The organism is uncultured Kordia sp. (assembly GCF_947489565.1).
In the GTDB taxonomy this organism is placed as follows: domain Bacteria; phylum Bacteroidota; class Bacteroidia; order Flavobacteriales; family Flavobacteriaceae; genus Kordia.
This window is the reverse complement of record NZ_CANLEA010000006.1, coordinates 270,995-287,428: the sequence shown is the minus strand read 5'-3', so window position 1 is coordinate 287,428 and position 16,434 is coordinate 270,995. Positions and strand designations below refer to the sequence as shown.

Sequence of the window (16,434 nt, the reverse complement as noted above, 5' to 3'; positions counted from 1 at the left end):
TTGCACTTCAATAAGTTTAGCAGAACTAGCTAGAAGCACTTTAAAAGACTCGATTTCCAAGTACTTCTCGATACAAAATCTTTACAAGATTTCACTCGAAGTGACGTTTGTACATGTAATAGTCTGAAGATTCAGAATGTACTGAGAAATAAATTGCCACGTCGCTATGTTTCTCGCAATGACGTATCTAACATGTCTAAAATCTAATAGCGAAAGCGGTCTAATAATCTAAGAGCAAAGCAAGTCTAAACCAGTCTAAATCAAAGGTATCTCATTCGGTTCAATATAATTATTCTGAATGGCGTAAATCACCAAACCTGCAATATTTCTAGCTTCCGTTTTGATGAATAAGTTGTTTTTATGACCTTCTACCGTTCGTGGTGCAATGAATAGTTTTTCTGCAATTTCTTTGGCGGTTTTTTGGAAACAGATGAGTTTTAGAACGTCGATTTCTCGTTCGGTAAGTTTGTTTTTTTCAATCAATGTTGGTTTTGGACTTTTGTGTGAAATCTGCTCACGTAAAACTCCTAATTGATCGTCCATAAAGTAAAATCCTTTGTCATATACTTCACGAATGATTTCTACCAATTGTACTGGCGAGATTCCTTTGGGTAAAAACGCAGAAACGCCTGTTTTTAACATAAAGCCCATAAACGATCGCTTATAATGTGACGTCATCAAAATTGCACGAATGCTTGGATAATTTTGCTTTAAAAACTCGGTTACTTCTACTCCATTGATGCCTGGCATGTTTAAATCGAGCACCATAACATCTGGCAATGCATTGTCTGTTGCTAATTTTTCTTTGAGCATTTCGCCACTATCAGCAGTATAACAGACTTCCATATTTTCTTGATTTCCTAAGAAATCCTTTAACAATGATACAATTAATGCATCGTCATCTACTAAAGCTATTGTGATTATGTCTTCCATGTTTTTAGTTTTTAAAGAGAAACAAGTTCGAAGTTCCTTTGCCAATTTTCGATTTTACTTTGTGCTTTCCTTTTAAGAATTGCACTCTGGTTTCTATATTTTTAGTTCCTAAGCCTTTGCTATTTTTGGCTACATCATATCCTTTTCCATTATCGCTAATATACAAAGCCATATAATTTTTTGTCTGTTTTAAGCTCAATTGCAATTGTGTAGCATCCGCATGTTTGATGGTATTGGTAATGATTTCCTGAATGAGTCGTGTGATTTGCACTTTAAATTCTTCCGTATCATTTATTTCTGCTCTGATATCAAATATAGGTGTTATCAACAAATGCTGTTCCCAAGGATCTAGCAATTCTTTGATCAACTCCGGAAGTTTTGTAAACTCTACTAACGGCGGACTTAAATCATGCGAGATTCTACGCGCAATGGTGATACTTTCATGCAAAGCTTCAATCGTTTTTTGGTCTTTACTAGTGATTTCTTGTTGCATTTTCAACGCCGTCAATCTTCCAATCAATCCATCATGAATATCTGCCGCAATACGATGACGTTCTATTTCTTGTGTTTTTATAGTGGTTTCAAGCAAGTTCTTTTGATAGTCTAATTGAATCGCTGCCTCTTTTTCCTGTGCCTTTAATATTTTCTTGAAAATAGCACGTATCAAGAAAATAATCACGGTCAGTAAGACAATAACAAACAATGCTACGATAATAATCCAAAGAATTATTGTTTCAGGTTTCTGCCACGTTTCCATATAAAGTAAGTTAAGTATAGATAGAATAAGATCAGGAAAAACACATTGCTTACCCAAACATATCCTGCCAATTGTATGTCCATATTAATTAAAAAATTCATCGGGAGAAATATTAAAAACTCCAATGCAAAAAAGCATAAAATCATGCTATTTAATAGAAAATAATCGCCCTCGTTTTTATATAAATTCTCTTCATCTCGAATCAATTCAAAGAAAAAAATCAACGCCATTGATACAATAAGTAAAGGACCTAATGCTTTTGCATACGGTTGAAATAATTTCACATTAGTTGTATTTACATAAATAGATTCTATTATAGTATATATAGTACCAAAAGCAGCCAAACCTATTACTAATTTTTTCTTTTTTGTAAGGTCATAATACAATTTCAGAAAAATAAAAAGTTCTAATGCTGTTAGTACAAAGAATAGGACTAAATTGTTTCCTATAATTTCAGCTAATAACCTTGAAGATAAATCAATCAACAAACTTCCTGCTAGATAAAAAAACAACAGCTTACCTATTACATCCAAACGTTTATAAAAATAGACTCCAACACCCGTACCTAAAAAAAGTACGAGTGGTGAAGCTTTTGTTATTATTTCTGAAAATGTTTTAAAATCCATTATTGAATTCCTAATGCTTGAAAAACACCAAAATTAGATGCATCGGTTGAGGTATGACCTTCTTGTCCAAATGGAGGAACTGGTCGTGCCATATCAGCAAATTGAGCTCCTAAAGCATCATCATCTGCTGATGGTTCTTCAACATTTAAAAACATCCCTGTAACCGTATTTTGTATTACTAAATCAACTGTATATTGACCTTTTGCTGCACCAGGTTTTAAAGATAAATAGCATTTATGTAAATCGTTCACTACAAAATCGGTTGTGTGAATTACAAAAACTTGGACTGCTTGATCAAGTCCTGTTAACCAATTATTTCGTAATGTTTCATTACACCAATTATTTACCCAACCTACTAATGGAGAATTTGAATTGCTTGTAACGGTTTGTTGTGTTGCATCTAGCGCAACTGAAGCTCCACAAGAATAAATAGTTTTATTTGATTCTTGATCTAAATCTGCTGGTATTGCATAAAATTGAATGTTTCCTGAACCATCTAATCCAAAATAAATATGCAATCGTTCCGCAGCTTTCATTTTTGCGTTTAATGTTAATGGAAAACTATTTCCTGATTTCTCAAATAATGAAATAATACCATCAACTGGTGCTTGTTGGGCAAGTGCACTCCAACTTTCAATACTTAATTCTGGGTCTACAAATTGAGTCATAATGTTTAAGGGATTTAAATATGTTAATTTTTATTTCTAAATAATTTTAGGGATTACTAATATCTCTCAAAATATATTAAAATAAAATGAACTCTGATATTATTTTGATGTAATTTGAAACTATCTTAATGTGCATTAATGATCTCATATATTCCAAACTGTCCTTCGTAATAAGTATAAATACTTTGTCCAAAAGGAGGAACTGGTCGTGCCATATCTCTCAGTAACATTGTTCCATCGTCAGTGCTTACCAGGTTTAACAAGGCACCTGTTTTAGTATTTTCGACAACCAAATCTATTGAGTATGTTTCTTTGGAACCTGCTGGATTTGTCTTTAATGCTAAGTAGCATGTATGACTACATCCATTTTCAAAATCACTAGCATCTATGTCGAATGCTTGTACTACCTTTTTTTTATTGGTATAAAGCTGACTAAGCCATGTATCTCTCTTTGTTGTATCGTTCCAATCTTTAATACTCTCTACAAGTATTTTTTTATCTCCTGTATACGTTCCGTTAAATACTTCTTTCACATTGACTGTACTTAATTTCATAGGTACTAGTTTTGTATTTACATACTCTGCAAATCCTTCCAAAGGCAGTTTTCTTGAACTACGAGAAATTTTATAACGATCATAACCTTTTATAATGTAATCCTCATAATCACACATTCCCGGTACAGCGTACATCTGTATTGCTCCACCATACGTATCTACAGCGATATAAACATGTATCGTATTGTAAAATTGACTGATAGTTCCAATACTGTTTAGTATAAAACTATTCCCAGAGGAATCAAATGATTTTTTTGCATCTTTTTGATCTCCTAATTGATATTGCCATAATAGAATTTCGTCAAGAGGAATTCCAATAGTTAATTCTTGTGGTGTTTTCATAATAGTTAAGATTTAATAATTGTTCCAATTTAGAGCAATTATAGTGGTTAATACTATTGTTCAAAATATGTCAAAAAAAGGGAAATAATAATACAGTATTTGATTGATATTGCTTCGTAAATAATAATGTTTCTCTAACTAACTAGGTTTTTGATTCAATAAAGAGAGCCACTGCAATCATTCCCTTTTTATAACATTGTAAATATCTAAAATACACTACTGTATGCCATGCGTAATTTTACGCAACTTCTAGAAATGGTAAAAATTACATAGTTCCCCAAAATACCCTTGAATGATTTTACCTGTTTGATGAATACCGTAAAATTTACAGGTAAAATCCTTACAGTATTTTCAGAATTTTACATCGTAATCAACAATAAAAAACAATACGATTACAACGTAGCTACTATTTATCATTCAAAAATGGTGTGATCCGAAAAACCTAATACTAAACAGAGTAGGAATTATAAAAACATAACTATCATGCAAAATTCAACAAACCCTTTCGTAAGAGATTCATTAAATGATCAAGGACAAGAGCCAAATAATGGCGCTTTAAATGTAAGTCCAGATATTATTCCAAGACAAGAATCCGTAAGTCCCGTTTTTGTACAACAAAACTTTGGTGCAGCTACCTATGACGAAGACCGAGGACAACAAATAGAAGCTGGAGAAATCAATTATGTATATGTACGTGTTAAGAATCCTGCGGAAAAACCTTTTGCAGTTGACGCCACTTTATATTGGGCACGTCCAAGTTGTTTACAGTTTCCGACGAGATGGAATGAAATTGGAACTCAAAAAATAAATTTTATAGAAAAAAACATCTTAGCTGCGGCTGAACCTTATAATTGGATGCCTGAGCAATTACCTGACGTGGGACATTATTGCTTAATTGTGGTACTTTCTGGAGAAGGATTGCCAAGTTTACCAGAATCGTTTCCTACCATTGGAGATTGGTGGCAATTTTGTAGAGATCATAATACCGTAGCGCAGCGTAATATTGATATTGTAGATGTAAAAGAAGATCCTATTGAAAAATTATTAGATATTGTAAACCCAGACAATCAGAGACAATTGTATCAATTTGAAGCTATTTGTAATGTTCCTAAAGGATCTGTAGTGTCTCTTTTTTCTAATAGTATTGGTATCTCTCCAACCATAGAAGTAAAAAACAGAGAGATTACTGGAACTAACAATGAACAAACTTTATATCCGCATCAGTGTTTATTACCTGCTAATTTTGAAGGCTCATTACAACTAACATATGTTCCGAATTTAGCAGCCGAACCTGGCGATTATTCCATTGTCGTAAAACAGTATTTAATTCAAAATCAAGAACGTATGCACGTAGGCTCGTATACGTTTGAATACAAATCGTAAACCTACTTTTAGCATAGCCACGCAAGCGCAATCTTTATCTTGATAAGGATTGCGTTTTTGCTTATAGTGGTAAAGGGAAAAACTATTTTGATCCCGCTTAAATCCAAACAAAAAACCGTAATTTTGAGATTCTTAAAAGAAAGCATCCGCATGATAAGAATTGCCATTAATGGTTTTGGAAGAATTGGTCGAAATTTGTTTCGCTTACTCATGAATCATCCAAGTATCGAAGTTGTTGTCATCAACGATTTAGCAGATACACGTACCTTGAGTCATTTATTAAAATATGATAGTATTCATGGTGTGTTACCAAACGAAGTCAGTCATACTGATACTGAAATTTTAGTGGATGGAAACGTTTTTCCTGTCACAAATATTTCAAATATTGAAGCGCTCAATTGGAAACCATATAGTATTGATTTCGTGATAGAAGCGACTGGAAAATTTAAAACAGAAACACTTTTAAAACACCATATCACAAATGGAGCAAAAAAAGTGATACTGTCAGTTCCTCCACAAGATGACGCCATTAAAATGGTTGTATTAGGTGTTAATGAAGACATATTAGATGGTTCGGAAACCATTGTTTCAAATGCTTCGTGTACTACAAACAATGCTGCGCCTATGATGAAAGTTATCAATGAGTTGTGCGGAATTGAACAAGCCTACATTACCACCATTCATTCTTACACAACCGATCAAAGCTTACACGACCAACCACATCGCGATTTACGTCGTGCTCGTGGTGCCAGTCAAAGTATTGTTCCTACTACCACAGGAGCTGCTAAAGCATTGACCAAAATATTTTCTGAACTCTCAGATGTAATTGGTGGTTGTGGAATTCGTGTTCCGGTACCAGATGGTTCTTTAACAGATATTACATTTAATGTAAAAAAAGAAACTTCCATACGTGAGATAAATGCCGCATTTAAAAAAGCTTCAGAAACCAATTTAAAAGGCATTTTATCCTATACAGAAGATCCTATCGTCTCAGTAGACGTCATAGATAACCCATATTCTTGCACCTTTGATTCTTTGATGACTTCGGTGATTGGAAAAATGGTTAAAGTTGTCGGATGGTACGATAATGAAATCGGTTATTCGCACAGATTAATTGATTTAATGCTATATATTTCAAATAAATAAGTATTTTTGAATAAATTCATCACTTCATGGTGTGTAAAGTAAGACACATTTTTTATTTATTGTTTGCTTTATTCTCTGTATCGTCCCAAGCCCAATCTAAAGAAAAAATTAAGGACAGTATAGAGCGCGCTTTTATTGATGTATATGAATACAAGAAGAAAGCTAAAATGAACAGTGCCTATGAAAGGCTGACTAATATTTTAGATTTATCTGATAGTATTAATGACAAAAGTAGTAAAGCACGCGCTTATATGTTACGTGCAGAAATTGGTGTAGAAGAAAACTATAACAATTTTGAACCTTCCGAAATAGAAAGCTATTTAAATAGAGCCAAACAAATTCAAGAAGAAGTCAACGACTCACTCGGACTCGGATATAATTATGTTTTACAAGCACTTACCGCTACGCGCAGTACTTCCTATAGCAATGCCGATAATTATTTTGCAAAAGCAGAAGCGATCTTTGATAAATATCAATCGACAGATGATATTAATAAGTTAAAATATTACAGAGGTTTATTTTATTTAAGTCAAGGAATTAATGGACGTGCTATTGAACGTTTTGAAAATTCATTACCAATCAATGATCCGTACCAACCTAATTATTTACGCGCCAAAGTACACTTGAATTTAGCGAAAGCATATAAAAACATCAAACAGTATCAAGATGCGAAGTTGAATGCGGAAACTGCTTTTAAAATTGCAAATTCGTATAATTTTCCGCTGATTAAACTCCAAAGTTCAAAAATTATTAGTGATACATATGCAGGTTTGGATGATATAGAGAATGCTTATAAATATCAAAGCGTATATCTTAAGATTAAAGATTCAATTTTTGATCAAGCAAGTTTGCAAAGTGCTGCCGAAGCTGATGCTTCTTTTGATAATGAATTTAAGCAACGGCATATTGTAGAATTAGAACGTGAAAAAGATGTTTCTATTCAAAAAGGAAAACGTAACAAGCTTACTTCTATTTTAAGTTCTGCATTGCTAATTATTATTTCATTACTGACGATTTCGCTGTATCGAAACAATCAAATTAAGGTAAAAACCAACAACTTATTATTAAAGAAAAATTCTGAATTGCAATTGGCTAAAGACAACGCTGAAAAAGCAATGAAAGCCAAAGCGCAATTTTTATCTACAGTAACACACGAACTGCGAACACCTTTATACGCCGTAACAGGTTTGACACACTTGTTGATGGAAGAAAACCCAAGCGATAGCCAGAAAGAACATTTAAAATCGTTGAAGTTTTCGGGAGATTATTTATTGACATTCATCAATGATATTCTTCAAGTAAATAAAATTGAAGCCAAAAAACTAGCTGTTGAAAAAGCACCATTGAATCTTAAGAAGGTATTGAATGATGTTGTGAATTCACTCACGCAAACTTCTAAAGAGAATAATAATAAAATCGTCTTAAACATTGACAAAGGGATTCCAGAAAAACTAGTAGGTGATTATTTAAAAATGTCGCAGGTATTTATCAACCTTATTAGTAACGCGCTAAAGTTTACAAAAGATGGTATTGTGGAAATCTCTGCTAGAATCTTAGAAGAAGATGACTCGCAACAAAACATTCAATTTGAGATAAAAGATAATGGAATTGGGATTTCAAGAGAGATGCAGGAAAATATTTTTGATAGCTTCTCGCAAGGTTCCGTACAAATTAACCGTAAATATGGTGGTACAGGATTAGGATTGACCATTGTAAAAAGTCTGTTAGAATTATTGGAAAGTGATATTCAACTCCAAAGTAAATTAGGAGAAGGCTCTACATTTCGCTTTGCACTTGTGTTAGATAAACTTGCTCCAGAAGCTACCAACATTGATGTTGCTACTCAAGAAAAGACCGATTTGAAGAGTAAAAAATTCAAAGTATTATTGGTAGAAGATAACAAAATCAACCAAGTTATTACGAAGAAAATTATTGCGAAGCAGAACATGACTTGTGATATTGCTGACGATGGATATCAAGCTATTGATTATGCGCGTAGCAATCGTTATGACTTTATTTTGATGGATATTCACATGCCAGGTATTAGTGGTATTGAAGCCACAAAAGAAATTAGAAAGTTTGATGTTTCTACACCAATTATAGCTTTAACGGCGATTTCATTAGATGATAACAAAGGTGATTTCTTAAAAGATGGCTTTAACGAAGTAATTTCAAAACCATTTGATCCGGAAGTATTTTACCAGAAAATTTCTAATATCCTTACCTAAGAAGCATTCTTATAGCGTTCAAAAACAACTCATTAACAAATATTTAGCATTTAAAAAGTTTCAGAATTTATTTTTTGGCACACGGTTTGTTATTAATTAATTGAAATCAAAAAAAGCAATCACGCTTTGTTTTCATTTCACATAAATTTTGGATTGGTTAGTTAAAGAACAAGGCGAGTTAGTGACTCGCCTTTTTTTTATACATTTTTCTATGAATAAACTATTTACATAAAGTTTCCAATTTAGTAACCAAGAGTTTTCTTTCATACATATTTATCTTCACAAATCGGTTTAAACAATAAACATTGTAAGTGGTTTACTTATTCTTTTTCTTATAGAATCATGTACTTTTAAAGTAAGTTTTAGATTACTTATTTACTAGCAAGATATTTTCATATCATAAATTGTTTTGTATATAACTTTTATTACAAAAGTGTATAATTCCCTTTTTTTCTTACGATTGTAGCGCGTAAGCGTATTCCGAAAAGCTTAAAAAGAGTAGGAACAATTTTATTTACCTATCATGAAAAAAAGTTTAAAAAAGTATTTGGCATTATTTACTATTATGCTAGTAACTGTGCTAGCCTGCCAAAAAGAAGATCAGGCACCACAAGACACAACCGCCACTGCCACAGAAATTATTCAAAAAGCCGAAAGATTAGATTCAGAACGCATAGCTGCAGTCCTTAATGAATATAAAGGACGAAGAACCGAAGGGAATTTTATCGGCCGAATTATAAACGAAAACGATGCACCAATCATGGGCGCTACCGTGAGTTTAGGAGGACAACAACAAACAACCGATGAAAACGGAATCGTAGTTTTCCTTGGTGCAGCTGTTCATCAAAATTTTGCCTATGCACAAGCATCTGCTAATGGATACACTGACGGATCTAGGGTAATGGTTCCTACAGGTGAAAATTCATTTACAATTAAGCTTTTCAGGATAAATAATTCGCAAAGAATTGATTCTTCTGGTGGAGAAATTGCTATTCCAACCGATTCTGACAGAGAATTAATGATTTATTTTAATGATGGTTTCGTTGATGAAAACGGAAGTCCATATTCAGGAGATGTATATGTAACAGCAAATTATTTAGACCCTTTATCAGAAGATACTGCGAACACTATGCCTGGAGAATTGTACGGAATTGATGCCGACTATCAAGAAGTAGCCTTAGGTTCTTACGGAATGGTAAGTGTAGAGCTAAGAGGTAGCGCTGGTGAAAAGTTACAAATTACAAACCCTGCACGAATTGAAATGCCAATTCATCCTAGTCAAGTAGCAACAGCGCCAAATGAAATGAATATGTGGTCTTATGACAACCAGTATGGAGTTTGGTTAGAAGAAACTATTGCTCAAAGAGCAGGTGATTATTATATAGCAGAAGTAGATCACTTCTCTTTTTGGAATTGTGATGCGCCTTTCCCTGTAGTAAACTTTGATGCTACCGTAATAGATTCTGGTACAAGCAATCCATTATCAGGTATGAAAGTAACAATTACCTATGGATCTTTTTCACGCTTTGCTATCACTAATAGTAGCGGTATGGTAAGTGGAAAAATTCCGAGCGGTCAAACATTAACGATCACAATTACTGATCAGTGTGGAACTGTATTAAGCACGGGAACTTATGGTCCATACAGCGCAACAACTTCACTGACGCTTCCAGTAACTCTAGCAACTGCGCCTATCAACGTTGTGGGTTCTTTATTAGACTGTAGCTCATCTCCTGTTACCAATGGTTATGTGGTTTATAAAAACACCTCAGGGCAAGTATTAGGAACTTTTATCGTGACAGCAGGAATACATAATTATACTGGAGTCGCATGTTCTATTCCTATCACTATTGATGTAGATGGTGTTGATAATACTAATGGACAAGCTGCAACTACAGTAACGGTCGTAGCAAATCCAACAGCAGTCGCAAACCTAGTTGCCTGTGGAGGATCGCCTACAGAATACATACGATATAGTGTAAATGCTGGACCTATACAATATGAAATTATAAATCCTGGCGGCGGCGTACAACCTCCTAGCTTTATTAATGTGCAAGCATCGTCACCTACTGGGCAAACGTATATTTATGGAAACACCATAACGCCTGGTATATATCCTTTCGACCATTCTTTATCTACTACAGCATTAGCTATGGAAGTGTTTGGAGATATTAATGGTATTAATCCAGCAGCAACTACTGGCTTAACTAATAATATCCAATTTACAGTTGTTAATGTGGGTCCAGTAGGAAGCTATATTGATATTAACTTTGTGGGAGATTATGTAGATCGATTTGGAACTGTGCGAAATGTGAATGGATCTGCTCACATTATTAGAGATTATTAATTTAATTATAAAGAATAATACATACGGGGTTTCTGTGAAAGAGATCCCGTTTTTTTATTACTTAAGTTTTTCTAAAATAACTTTTATCTCGTCAGATTTATAATTCGGGTTTAATTGTTGAAGTTTTTCCAATTGACCTCTTGCTGCTTCATTATCTTCTTTTTTGATATGAATCAACGCTGCATACCAGAACGTTTCTACTTGATAATCAAAATTATGTTGAGCTAATGAATTTAATTCATTCAAAGCCAAATCATATTTCTCTTGATTCAACAAAGACATCGCATAATAAAATCGAATATTCAAATTGTTTTTAGTCGCTAACAAGTCTTTGAATGCTTTTGCTGCTTTTTGATAATCGCCACTTTCATAAACCTTAAAAGCTTCCGATTGAACATCTTGCGTTGCCGTTCCTCTTGTAACTGGAAGATAGGTATTGGGACAGACTTCAAAATAGGTGTCAAACACATCGCCTTCTGCCGTAAACTGATTGATCGCAAAAAATGCACCTATTATAAAAATGGCAGCAATTGCAATACGACGTATGATGCCTGTATTAAGCTTCTTAGTGCTTACTGTTGTAGTGTTCGCATCTAATTCCTGCAACCGTTTTTTTAAAGCTTTGTCATTCGAAATTTTAAACGCAGCTGTCAACTCCAAATGCGATTCGTATAATTCTCGAAATTCGGTATCTGTTTGCAACAATTCTTCTGCTCGTGCTTTGTCTTCGTCTGACAAGCGATTGGCAATATAATCTTGTATGAATTCTTCTGTATTCATTATACTTTTTTAAACAAAGACTTTAAACGTTTCAAACATCTCGACTTGTGACTTCGCACGGTATTTCCATCTTTATACTCTGTGATTTGCACAATTTCTTCTACCGTTAAATTTCTATAATAAAACAGTTCTAAAACTTTCCTGCAACTCTCTGAAATCGTGTCTAAATACTTACTCAACGTAATAGAACGTTCTGATGGCGTCGATTCTTCTATCGTAATTTCTGTATATACTTCTTCTTTTGTTTCAACGTTTAAAAGCGTCTGTGCTTCTTTTAATTTTTTTAAAATTTTAAATTTTCCAATACCAAACAGATACGTTTTTATAGAGCTTGAGGTCAACATCAATTGTGAGTTTACAAAATTATGACGCATGGCAATAATTGCATCTTGGTATATGTCTGTAGCATTATAAGCATCCAAACCATACTTTTTTGCGTAATTCAAGAACTCATTCTTGTATGCTAAATAAATAGTCTCAAGCGCCTTTTTATCATCAGATCGTAACAAATCTTGTAATTCAGCATCTGTGCTATTTCTACTCATTAGTGGTTTAAAAAATTAAAATATTAACAATGAAATGAAAAAAAAATTTGGTTAGCTGTTAATATTAAGCTTGCTAAATATACAAAAGGATAAACAAACGTATTTATCATGAAATCAAAATTACACATACTCTTTTTCATCGCTTGCCTGATATCTTTTCAAAGCGCTGATGCACAATTATTTAAAAGACTAAAAGAAAAAGCAAAAGAAAAAGCGAAAAACATTGAAAATAAAGTCATTAATAAGATTGATCGAAAGGTTGAAAAAACAATTGATGATACTATTGAAGGAAGAGAAAATCCGAACAAGGGAAAACCAACCGCAAAAACCAATAAGGATTTTGGCGACATGACCATTAATCATTCTAAGAAATATGGAAATGTTACTATCACAGAAGCTAGTCAAATAAAAGTAAATAAAACCAATTCAGGATATACCATTAATGGAAATTGGTGGTCGCATCAAGCTGATATTTACGATGGATTTACCATTACGATTAAAACCGATACCGATTTAAGAAATAATGACAATTCCCAAAAACGTACGTTTAAAATTCCTGAAGAAGCTACATTCACCATTGCTTACGACCCACAATTACCTTACAATAAAAAAACAGAAGACAATTTTACACGTGCGGTTACGGACGATTATCAAAATTATGATGTTTCAAAAGGTGAAATTACGGTGGATGTACTTTCAGACGAAGCCATTCAAATTAGTTTTTCTGGAAAAGTGTCACTAAGAGAAGTCATCCGCAAAGCAAATTCCGATGACTATTCAGAAACATTTCATGAAGCTACTGTGATTGGTGGAATTGACGGAAAAACACCAAAATTCACCAATGGAGAAACTATAACTCAAAATAATAACGATAAAAAACCAGCGACTTCTTGGGACGGTATGAGTTCAAAGAATACGCCAACTGCTGCGCCAGGAACGTATCAATTTTTATTTGAAGCGGTCACTGAAATTTCTGTTCCAAAACAAGGTAGAAGTTACAAAATATCCTATCTCCTAAACCCAAATGCATCGTATGTAGGAATGAAAGTAGACATGAGCGAATACTCAGATGAAGAAATGGACGGACAATCTATCATTGTAATGGATAAAGGAAATGCACACATTTTTGTAGAAACTGGCGGTATGAAAATGCGCATGTCAAACGGAATGATGGGACAAAAAATGGAAAACCCAACAGACCAAATGGCGAATTATGATTATACAAAACTTCAAAAAACTGGGAATACTAAAACAATTCTTGGAGCAACATGTTATGAATACGCAATGTCAGACAGCAATGCAAAAATCAATTTTTGGGTTGCGCCAAGCGTCAAACTATCAAACTGGTTTATACAACAAGGAAAAGGTGTCGTAGATGGATACATTATGGAATATTCGCTACAATCAAAAGAAGGAAATATGACGAGTACAACCATTGCTATTAATGACAATATTAACCAAACTATTAACCCGAAGGAATACAAGAAAATGTTTTAACTATAAATAATACGAATGAAATTAAACTTACAAATAGCACTCATATATTTATGTTCACTAACACTCAATGCGCAAAATTTAGTTGTGAATGGAAGTGCAGAAATAGAACCATTTACAAGTAATGGTTGGACACAAGTTTCTGGAAACTGGTTAGCTTCAAATGCTAGCTCTCAAATAACTCCTGTAGAAGGAACTAAATTCTTTTATGCAGGAAATACTGCTTTGGGAGAACTGAGTCAAGATATAGATGTTTCTGCCAATAATGTATTAATTGATACAGGACTTTACTATTACACATTTAGTGGATACATACAATCATTTTTTCAAACTCCAGCAGACAGTGGTAAGGCCATTGCAGAATACCGTGATGAAAATGGAAATATCTTAGCCACATTTGATACCGGATTTATAACAAGTACAACTGAATGGTATCGATTTGAAGATACAAGAGTTGCTCCCATAGGAACACGAACTATTCGTGTTAGATTAATATCTCTACGTAATAACGGAACCAGTAATGATGGAGTTTTTGACGATATTCAACTTGTAGAAAGTGTTAATGTAGCAGTTCCTGATATGAATTTCGAACAAGCATTAGTAAATCAAAATATTGATTCTGACGGAATTGTAAATGGGTTTGTATTACGGTCGGATGTGATAAACATTACCTATTTAGATGTAAATAGCAGTAACATTTCTGATCTTACAGGTATAGAAGCTTTTACTTCGTTAGAAACATTATTTGTTTACAATAACAATTTAACAACAGTCAATCTAAGTCAAAACACTGCTTTGACTGGTTTGTTAATCGCCATAAATCAACTCACAAGTATTGATGTTTCAAACAATACAAATTTAATTTCTTTAAGCTTGAATAATAATTCGATCTCAGACATAGATCTTTCAGCAAACACAAACTTAGAGCAAGTATATATTGAAAACAATGATCTTACGTCTCTTGACGTCAGTGCACTAAACTTACTTGAAGAATTAGTGATTCCAAATAACATGGTAACGACATTAAATTTATCTCAAAACCCATTACTTACAACAGTTACGGTAAACAACAATGCATTGACAAGTTTAGATATAAGAAATGGTGCAAACTCAATTATAAGCACATTAAATTTTACGGTAACTGCAAACCCTAATTTAACTTGTATTGAAGTTGATGATGTAAATTACAGCAACACTACATGGACTCAAAAAGACGTACAAACTACATACAGTATCGACTGTTCTCCCCAAAATGACGATTGTAGCAATGCAATTTCTATCACATTGGCACAAGATACTGTTGGTACCACACAAGGAGCTACAGCAAGCACAAACACACCGAGTTGCCTACAAAATGGCATTGTAATATTTGATGTTTGGTATGAGTTTATTGCACCAGCATCAGGAAGTGTTACCATGACAATAAACGCAGGAAATAGCATTTCAAAAGTAGCTTTATATGAATCGTGTACAGATGCAAATCCTTTACTATGTGCCGAAGGCGAATTACTAGCCGAAAACCTAACTCCAAACGCAACTTATTATGTGCAAGTTTGGCTTGAAGCAAATACGATGAACAGAACCGACGATGTTATAGTTTTAGAAAATACCAACGGAGAATTCATATTAAATATAGCAGATACAACGACACTTAGCGTAGATGATATTGATGCGGAGGCAAACCAAATTCGTATGTTTCCAAATCCTACAAACAATCAAATAAACATTAACGCGCCAACAAATTTAGATCATATTGCGATTTATGACATGTCTGGAAAACTCATTCTTCAGAATGAAAATCTACGCAATACTTCTCAAACGCTAAACTTAGAAAAACTTTCTAGCGGAATGTATATGGTTCAAATCAAAACAGACAACACAACCACTCTCAAAAAATTAATCATTAACTAAAACGACAATGAAAAACTTACAACGTATTGCAATTACTACAGCTATATCATTTTTATTAATAGCTTGTTTTGGAGATAAAGACACTATCATCGGACAAGAATTGGGAGATACCAATTTTATAAACAAAAGCTTTGCAGGAAACAAAGTGGCGTTTTCAGCACTTCCCAAAAATATGTGTTCGTACATAAGTGAATCGACACTAAAAGAATTTTATCCCGACGCTAAAAAAATTCTATTTGATGATGGAAAAACATTTGCGTCTAAAAATTGCCGCTTTTTAGTCTATACAAGCGATGAAAAATTTGATTACCTAAGCGGAACTATTTTTGCCGCAGAAGATGTTGTTGCCGAAGGAGAAGATTGGAAGCAAACTTGGGAACTCAAAAAGAAAATGTCAAAATCGTCTTCGTATGTGTCTGGTTTAGGTCAAACTGCCATCTGGATTGGAAAAAAAAGAGAACTTTCCGTAAAAATGGATGGTTATATTATTACCATTAATGTTCCTGGATCGCCATTCAAAAAAGAAGAATTAGCCAAAAAGAGAGATTATAAAAACATTGCCATTGAAATTGCCAAAAGCACAGGTCTTTTCTAAAAAAACACAACAGAAAATATTGTATTTTTAAAGATATTCTAAATTCGATTGTATAAAGTGCGTTTAAAAAAACAATTTGCAAATCTCGTAAAACATATCAGCTTTATTATAAGTATGCTATGCGT

General features: G+C 33.5%; 14 protein-coding genes. 7 read left to right on the top strand and 7 right to left on the bottom strand.

Going from position 1 to position 16,434, the window contains the following annotated elements:
* Positions 1–255: 255 nt before the first annotated feature.
* From Q0845_RS10460 to Q0845_RS10440, 5 genes are all read right to left on the bottom strand, one after another.
* Complete coding sequence (locus Q0845_RS10460) at positions 256–933, bottom strand: response regulator transcription factor (RefSeq protein ID WP_298512573.1); 678 nt, start codon at positions 931–933, stop codon at positions 256–258.
* Positions 934–937: 4 nt separating this feature from the next.
* Positions 938–1,690 (bottom strand): ATP-binding protein, encoded by a 753-nt coding sequence (locus Q0845_RS10455; protein ID WP_298512571.1) that lies wholly within the window; start codon positions 1,688–1,690, stop codon positions 938–940.
* Positions 1,660–2,316 carry a hypothetical protein gene (locus Q0845_RS10450; RefSeq protein ID WP_298512568.1) on the bottom strand — a complete coding sequence of 219 codons (657 nt, stop codon included), beginning with the start codon at positions 2,314–2,316 and terminating at the stop codon, positions 1,660–1,662. Before Q0845_RS10450 ends, Q0845_RS10455 begins: the two co-directional genes overlap by 31 nt.
* Positions 2,316–2,984, bottom strand: coding sequence for a hypothetical protein (locus Q0845_RS10445; protein WP_298512566.1), 669 nt, complete (start codon positions 2,982–2,984; stop codon positions 2,316–2,318). The genes Q0845_RS10450 and Q0845_RS10445 overlap by 1 nt, the downstream gene beginning before the upstream one ends.
* A 125-nt stretch (positions 2,985–3,109) precedes the next feature.
* The gene (locus tag Q0845_RS10440; RefSeq protein WP_298512564.1) at positions 3,110–3,880 is read right to left on the bottom strand and encodes a hypothetical protein; all 771 of its coding nucleotides are present in this window, start codon (positions 3,878–3,880) and stop codon (positions 3,110–3,112) included.
* Between the two features lie 483 nt (positions 3,881–4,363).
* On the opposite strand from Q0845_RS10440, the gene Q0845_RS10435 reads away from it, so the two are divergent.
* The 4 genes from Q0845_RS10435 (at position 4,364) to Q0845_RS10420 (ending at position 10,984) form a co-directional block, all read left to right on the top strand.
* Positions 4,364–5,263 carry a hypothetical protein gene (locus Q0845_RS10435; protein ID WP_298512562.1) on the top strand — a complete coding sequence of 300 codons (900 nt, stop codon included), beginning with the start codon at positions 4,364–4,366 and terminating at the stop codon, positions 5,261–5,263.
* 150 nt (positions 5,264–5,413) lie between these two features.
* Positions 5,414–6,409 carry a type I glyceraldehyde-3-phosphate dehydrogenase gene (gap, locus tag Q0845_RS10430; protein WP_298512621.1) on the top strand — a complete coding sequence of 332 codons (996 nt, stop codon included), beginning with the start codon at positions 5,414–5,416 and terminating at the stop codon, positions 6,407–6,409.
* A 167-nt stretch (positions 6,410–6,576) separates the two neighbouring features.
* Complete coding sequence (locus Q0845_RS10425; protein WP_298512560.1) at positions 6,577–8,637, top strand: response regulator; 2,061 nt, start codon at positions 6,577–6,579, stop codon at positions 8,635–8,637.
* Between the two features lie 523 nt (positions 8,638–9,160).
* Positions 9,161–10,984 carry a hypothetical protein gene (locus Q0845_RS10420; RefSeq protein WP_298512558.1) on the top strand — a complete coding sequence of 608 codons (1,824 nt, stop codon included), beginning with the start codon at positions 9,161–9,163 and terminating at the stop codon, positions 10,982–10,984.
* A gap of 57 nt (positions 10,985–11,041) precedes the next feature.
* Here Q0845_RS10420 and Q0845_RS10415 read toward each other — a convergent pair whose 3' ends face one another.
* Both Q0845_RS10415 and Q0845_RS10410 read right to left on the bottom strand, forming a co-directional pair.
* Positions 11,042–11,764, bottom strand: coding sequence for a hypothetical protein (locus Q0845_RS10415; protein WP_298512556.1), 723 nt, complete (start codon positions 11,762–11,764; stop codon positions 11,042–11,044).
* Positions 11,764–12,309: a sigma-70 family RNA polymerase sigma factor gene (locus Q0845_RS10410; RefSeq protein WP_298512554.1), complete on the bottom strand. Its 546-nt coding sequence runs from the start codon at positions 12,307–12,309 to the stop codon at positions 11,764–11,766. Before Q0845_RS10410 ends, Q0845_RS10415 begins: the two co-directional genes overlap by 1 nt.
* Before the next feature lie 108 nt (positions 12,310–12,417).
* On the opposite strand from Q0845_RS10410, the gene Q0845_RS10405 reads away from it, so the two are divergent.
* Genes Q0845_RS10405 through Q0845_RS10395 form a run of 3 tightly spaced genes read left to right on the top strand, consistent with a single transcriptional unit; the run spans position 12,418 to position 16,309 of the window.
* Positions 12,418–13,806, top strand: coding sequence for a DUF4412 domain-containing protein (locus Q0845_RS10405; protein WP_298512552.1), 1,389 nt, complete (start codon positions 12,418–12,420; stop codon positions 13,804–13,806).
* Between the two features lie 15 nt (positions 13,807–13,821).
* On the top strand, positions 13,822–15,714 hold the full coding sequence (locus Q0845_RS10400) for a T9SS type A sorting domain-containing protein (RefSeq protein ID WP_298512550.1): 1,893 nt from the start codon (positions 13,822–13,824) through the stop codon (positions 15,712–15,714).
* 7 nt (positions 15,715–15,721) lie between these two features.
* On the top strand, positions 15,722–16,309 hold the full coding sequence (locus Q0845_RS10395; RefSeq protein ID WP_298512548.1) for a hypothetical protein: 588 nt from the start codon (positions 15,722–15,724) through the stop codon (positions 16,307–16,309).
* Positions 16,310–16,434: the final 125 nt, after the last annotated feature.

What these genes read in the sequence shown, in the direction of transcription:
- Q0845_RS10455 (WP_298512571.1), bottom strand. Translation starts at nt 1,690, where the DNA reads ATGGAAACGTGGCAGAAACCTGAAACAATAATTCTTTGGATTATTATC.
- Q0845_RS10425 (WP_298512560.1), top strand. Translation starts at nt 6,577, where the DNA reads ATGAACAGTGCCTATGAAAGGCTGACTAATATTTTAGATTTATCTGAT.
- Q0845_RS10405 (WP_298512552.1), top strand. Translation starts at nt 12,418, where the DNA reads ATGAAATCAAAATTACACATACTCTTTTTCATCGCTTGCCTGATATCT.
- gap (WP_298512621.1), top strand. Translation starts at nt 5,414, where the DNA reads ATGATAAGAATTGCCATTAATGGTTTTGGAAGAATTGGTCGAAATTTG.
- Q0845_RS10410 (WP_298512554.1), bottom strand. Translation starts at nt 12,309, where the DNA reads ATGAGTAGAAATAGCACAGATGCTGAATTACAAGATTTGTTACGATCT.
- Q0845_RS10435 (WP_298512562.1), top strand. Translation starts at nt 4,364, where the DNA reads ATGCAAAATTCAACAAACCCTTTCGTAAGAGATTCATTAAATGATCAA.
- Q0845_RS10395 (WP_298512548.1), top strand. Translation starts at nt 15,722, where the DNA reads ATGAAAAACTTACAACGTATTGCAATTACTACAGCTATATCATTTTTA.
- Q0845_RS10420 (WP_298512558.1), top strand. Translation starts at nt 9,161, where the DNA reads ATGAAAAAAAGTTTAAAAAAGTATTTGGCATTATTTACTATTATGCTA.
- Q0845_RS10415 (WP_298512556.1), bottom strand. Translation starts at nt 11,764, where the DNA reads ATGAATACAGAAGAATTCATACAAGATTATATTGCCAATCGCTTGTCA.
- Q0845_RS10400 (WP_298512550.1), top strand. Translation starts at nt 13,822, where the DNA reads ATGAAATTAAACTTACAAATAGCACTCATATATTTATGTTCACTAACA.
- Q0845_RS10460 (WP_298512573.1), bottom strand. Translation starts at nt 933, where the DNA reads ATGGAAGACATAATCACAATAGCTTTAGTAGATGACGATGCATTAATT.
- Q0845_RS10450 (WP_298512568.1), bottom strand. Translation starts at nt 2,316, where the DNA reads ATGGATTTTAAAACATTTTCAGAAATAATAACAAAAGCTTCACCACTC.
- Q0845_RS10445 (WP_298512566.1), bottom strand. Translation starts at nt 2,984, where the DNA reads ATGACTCAATTTGTAGACCCAGAATTAAGTATTGAAAGTTGGAGTGCA.
- Q0845_RS10440 (WP_298512564.1), bottom strand. Translation starts at nt 3,880, where the DNA reads ATGAAAACACCACAAGAATTAACTATTGGAATTCCTCTTGACGAAATT.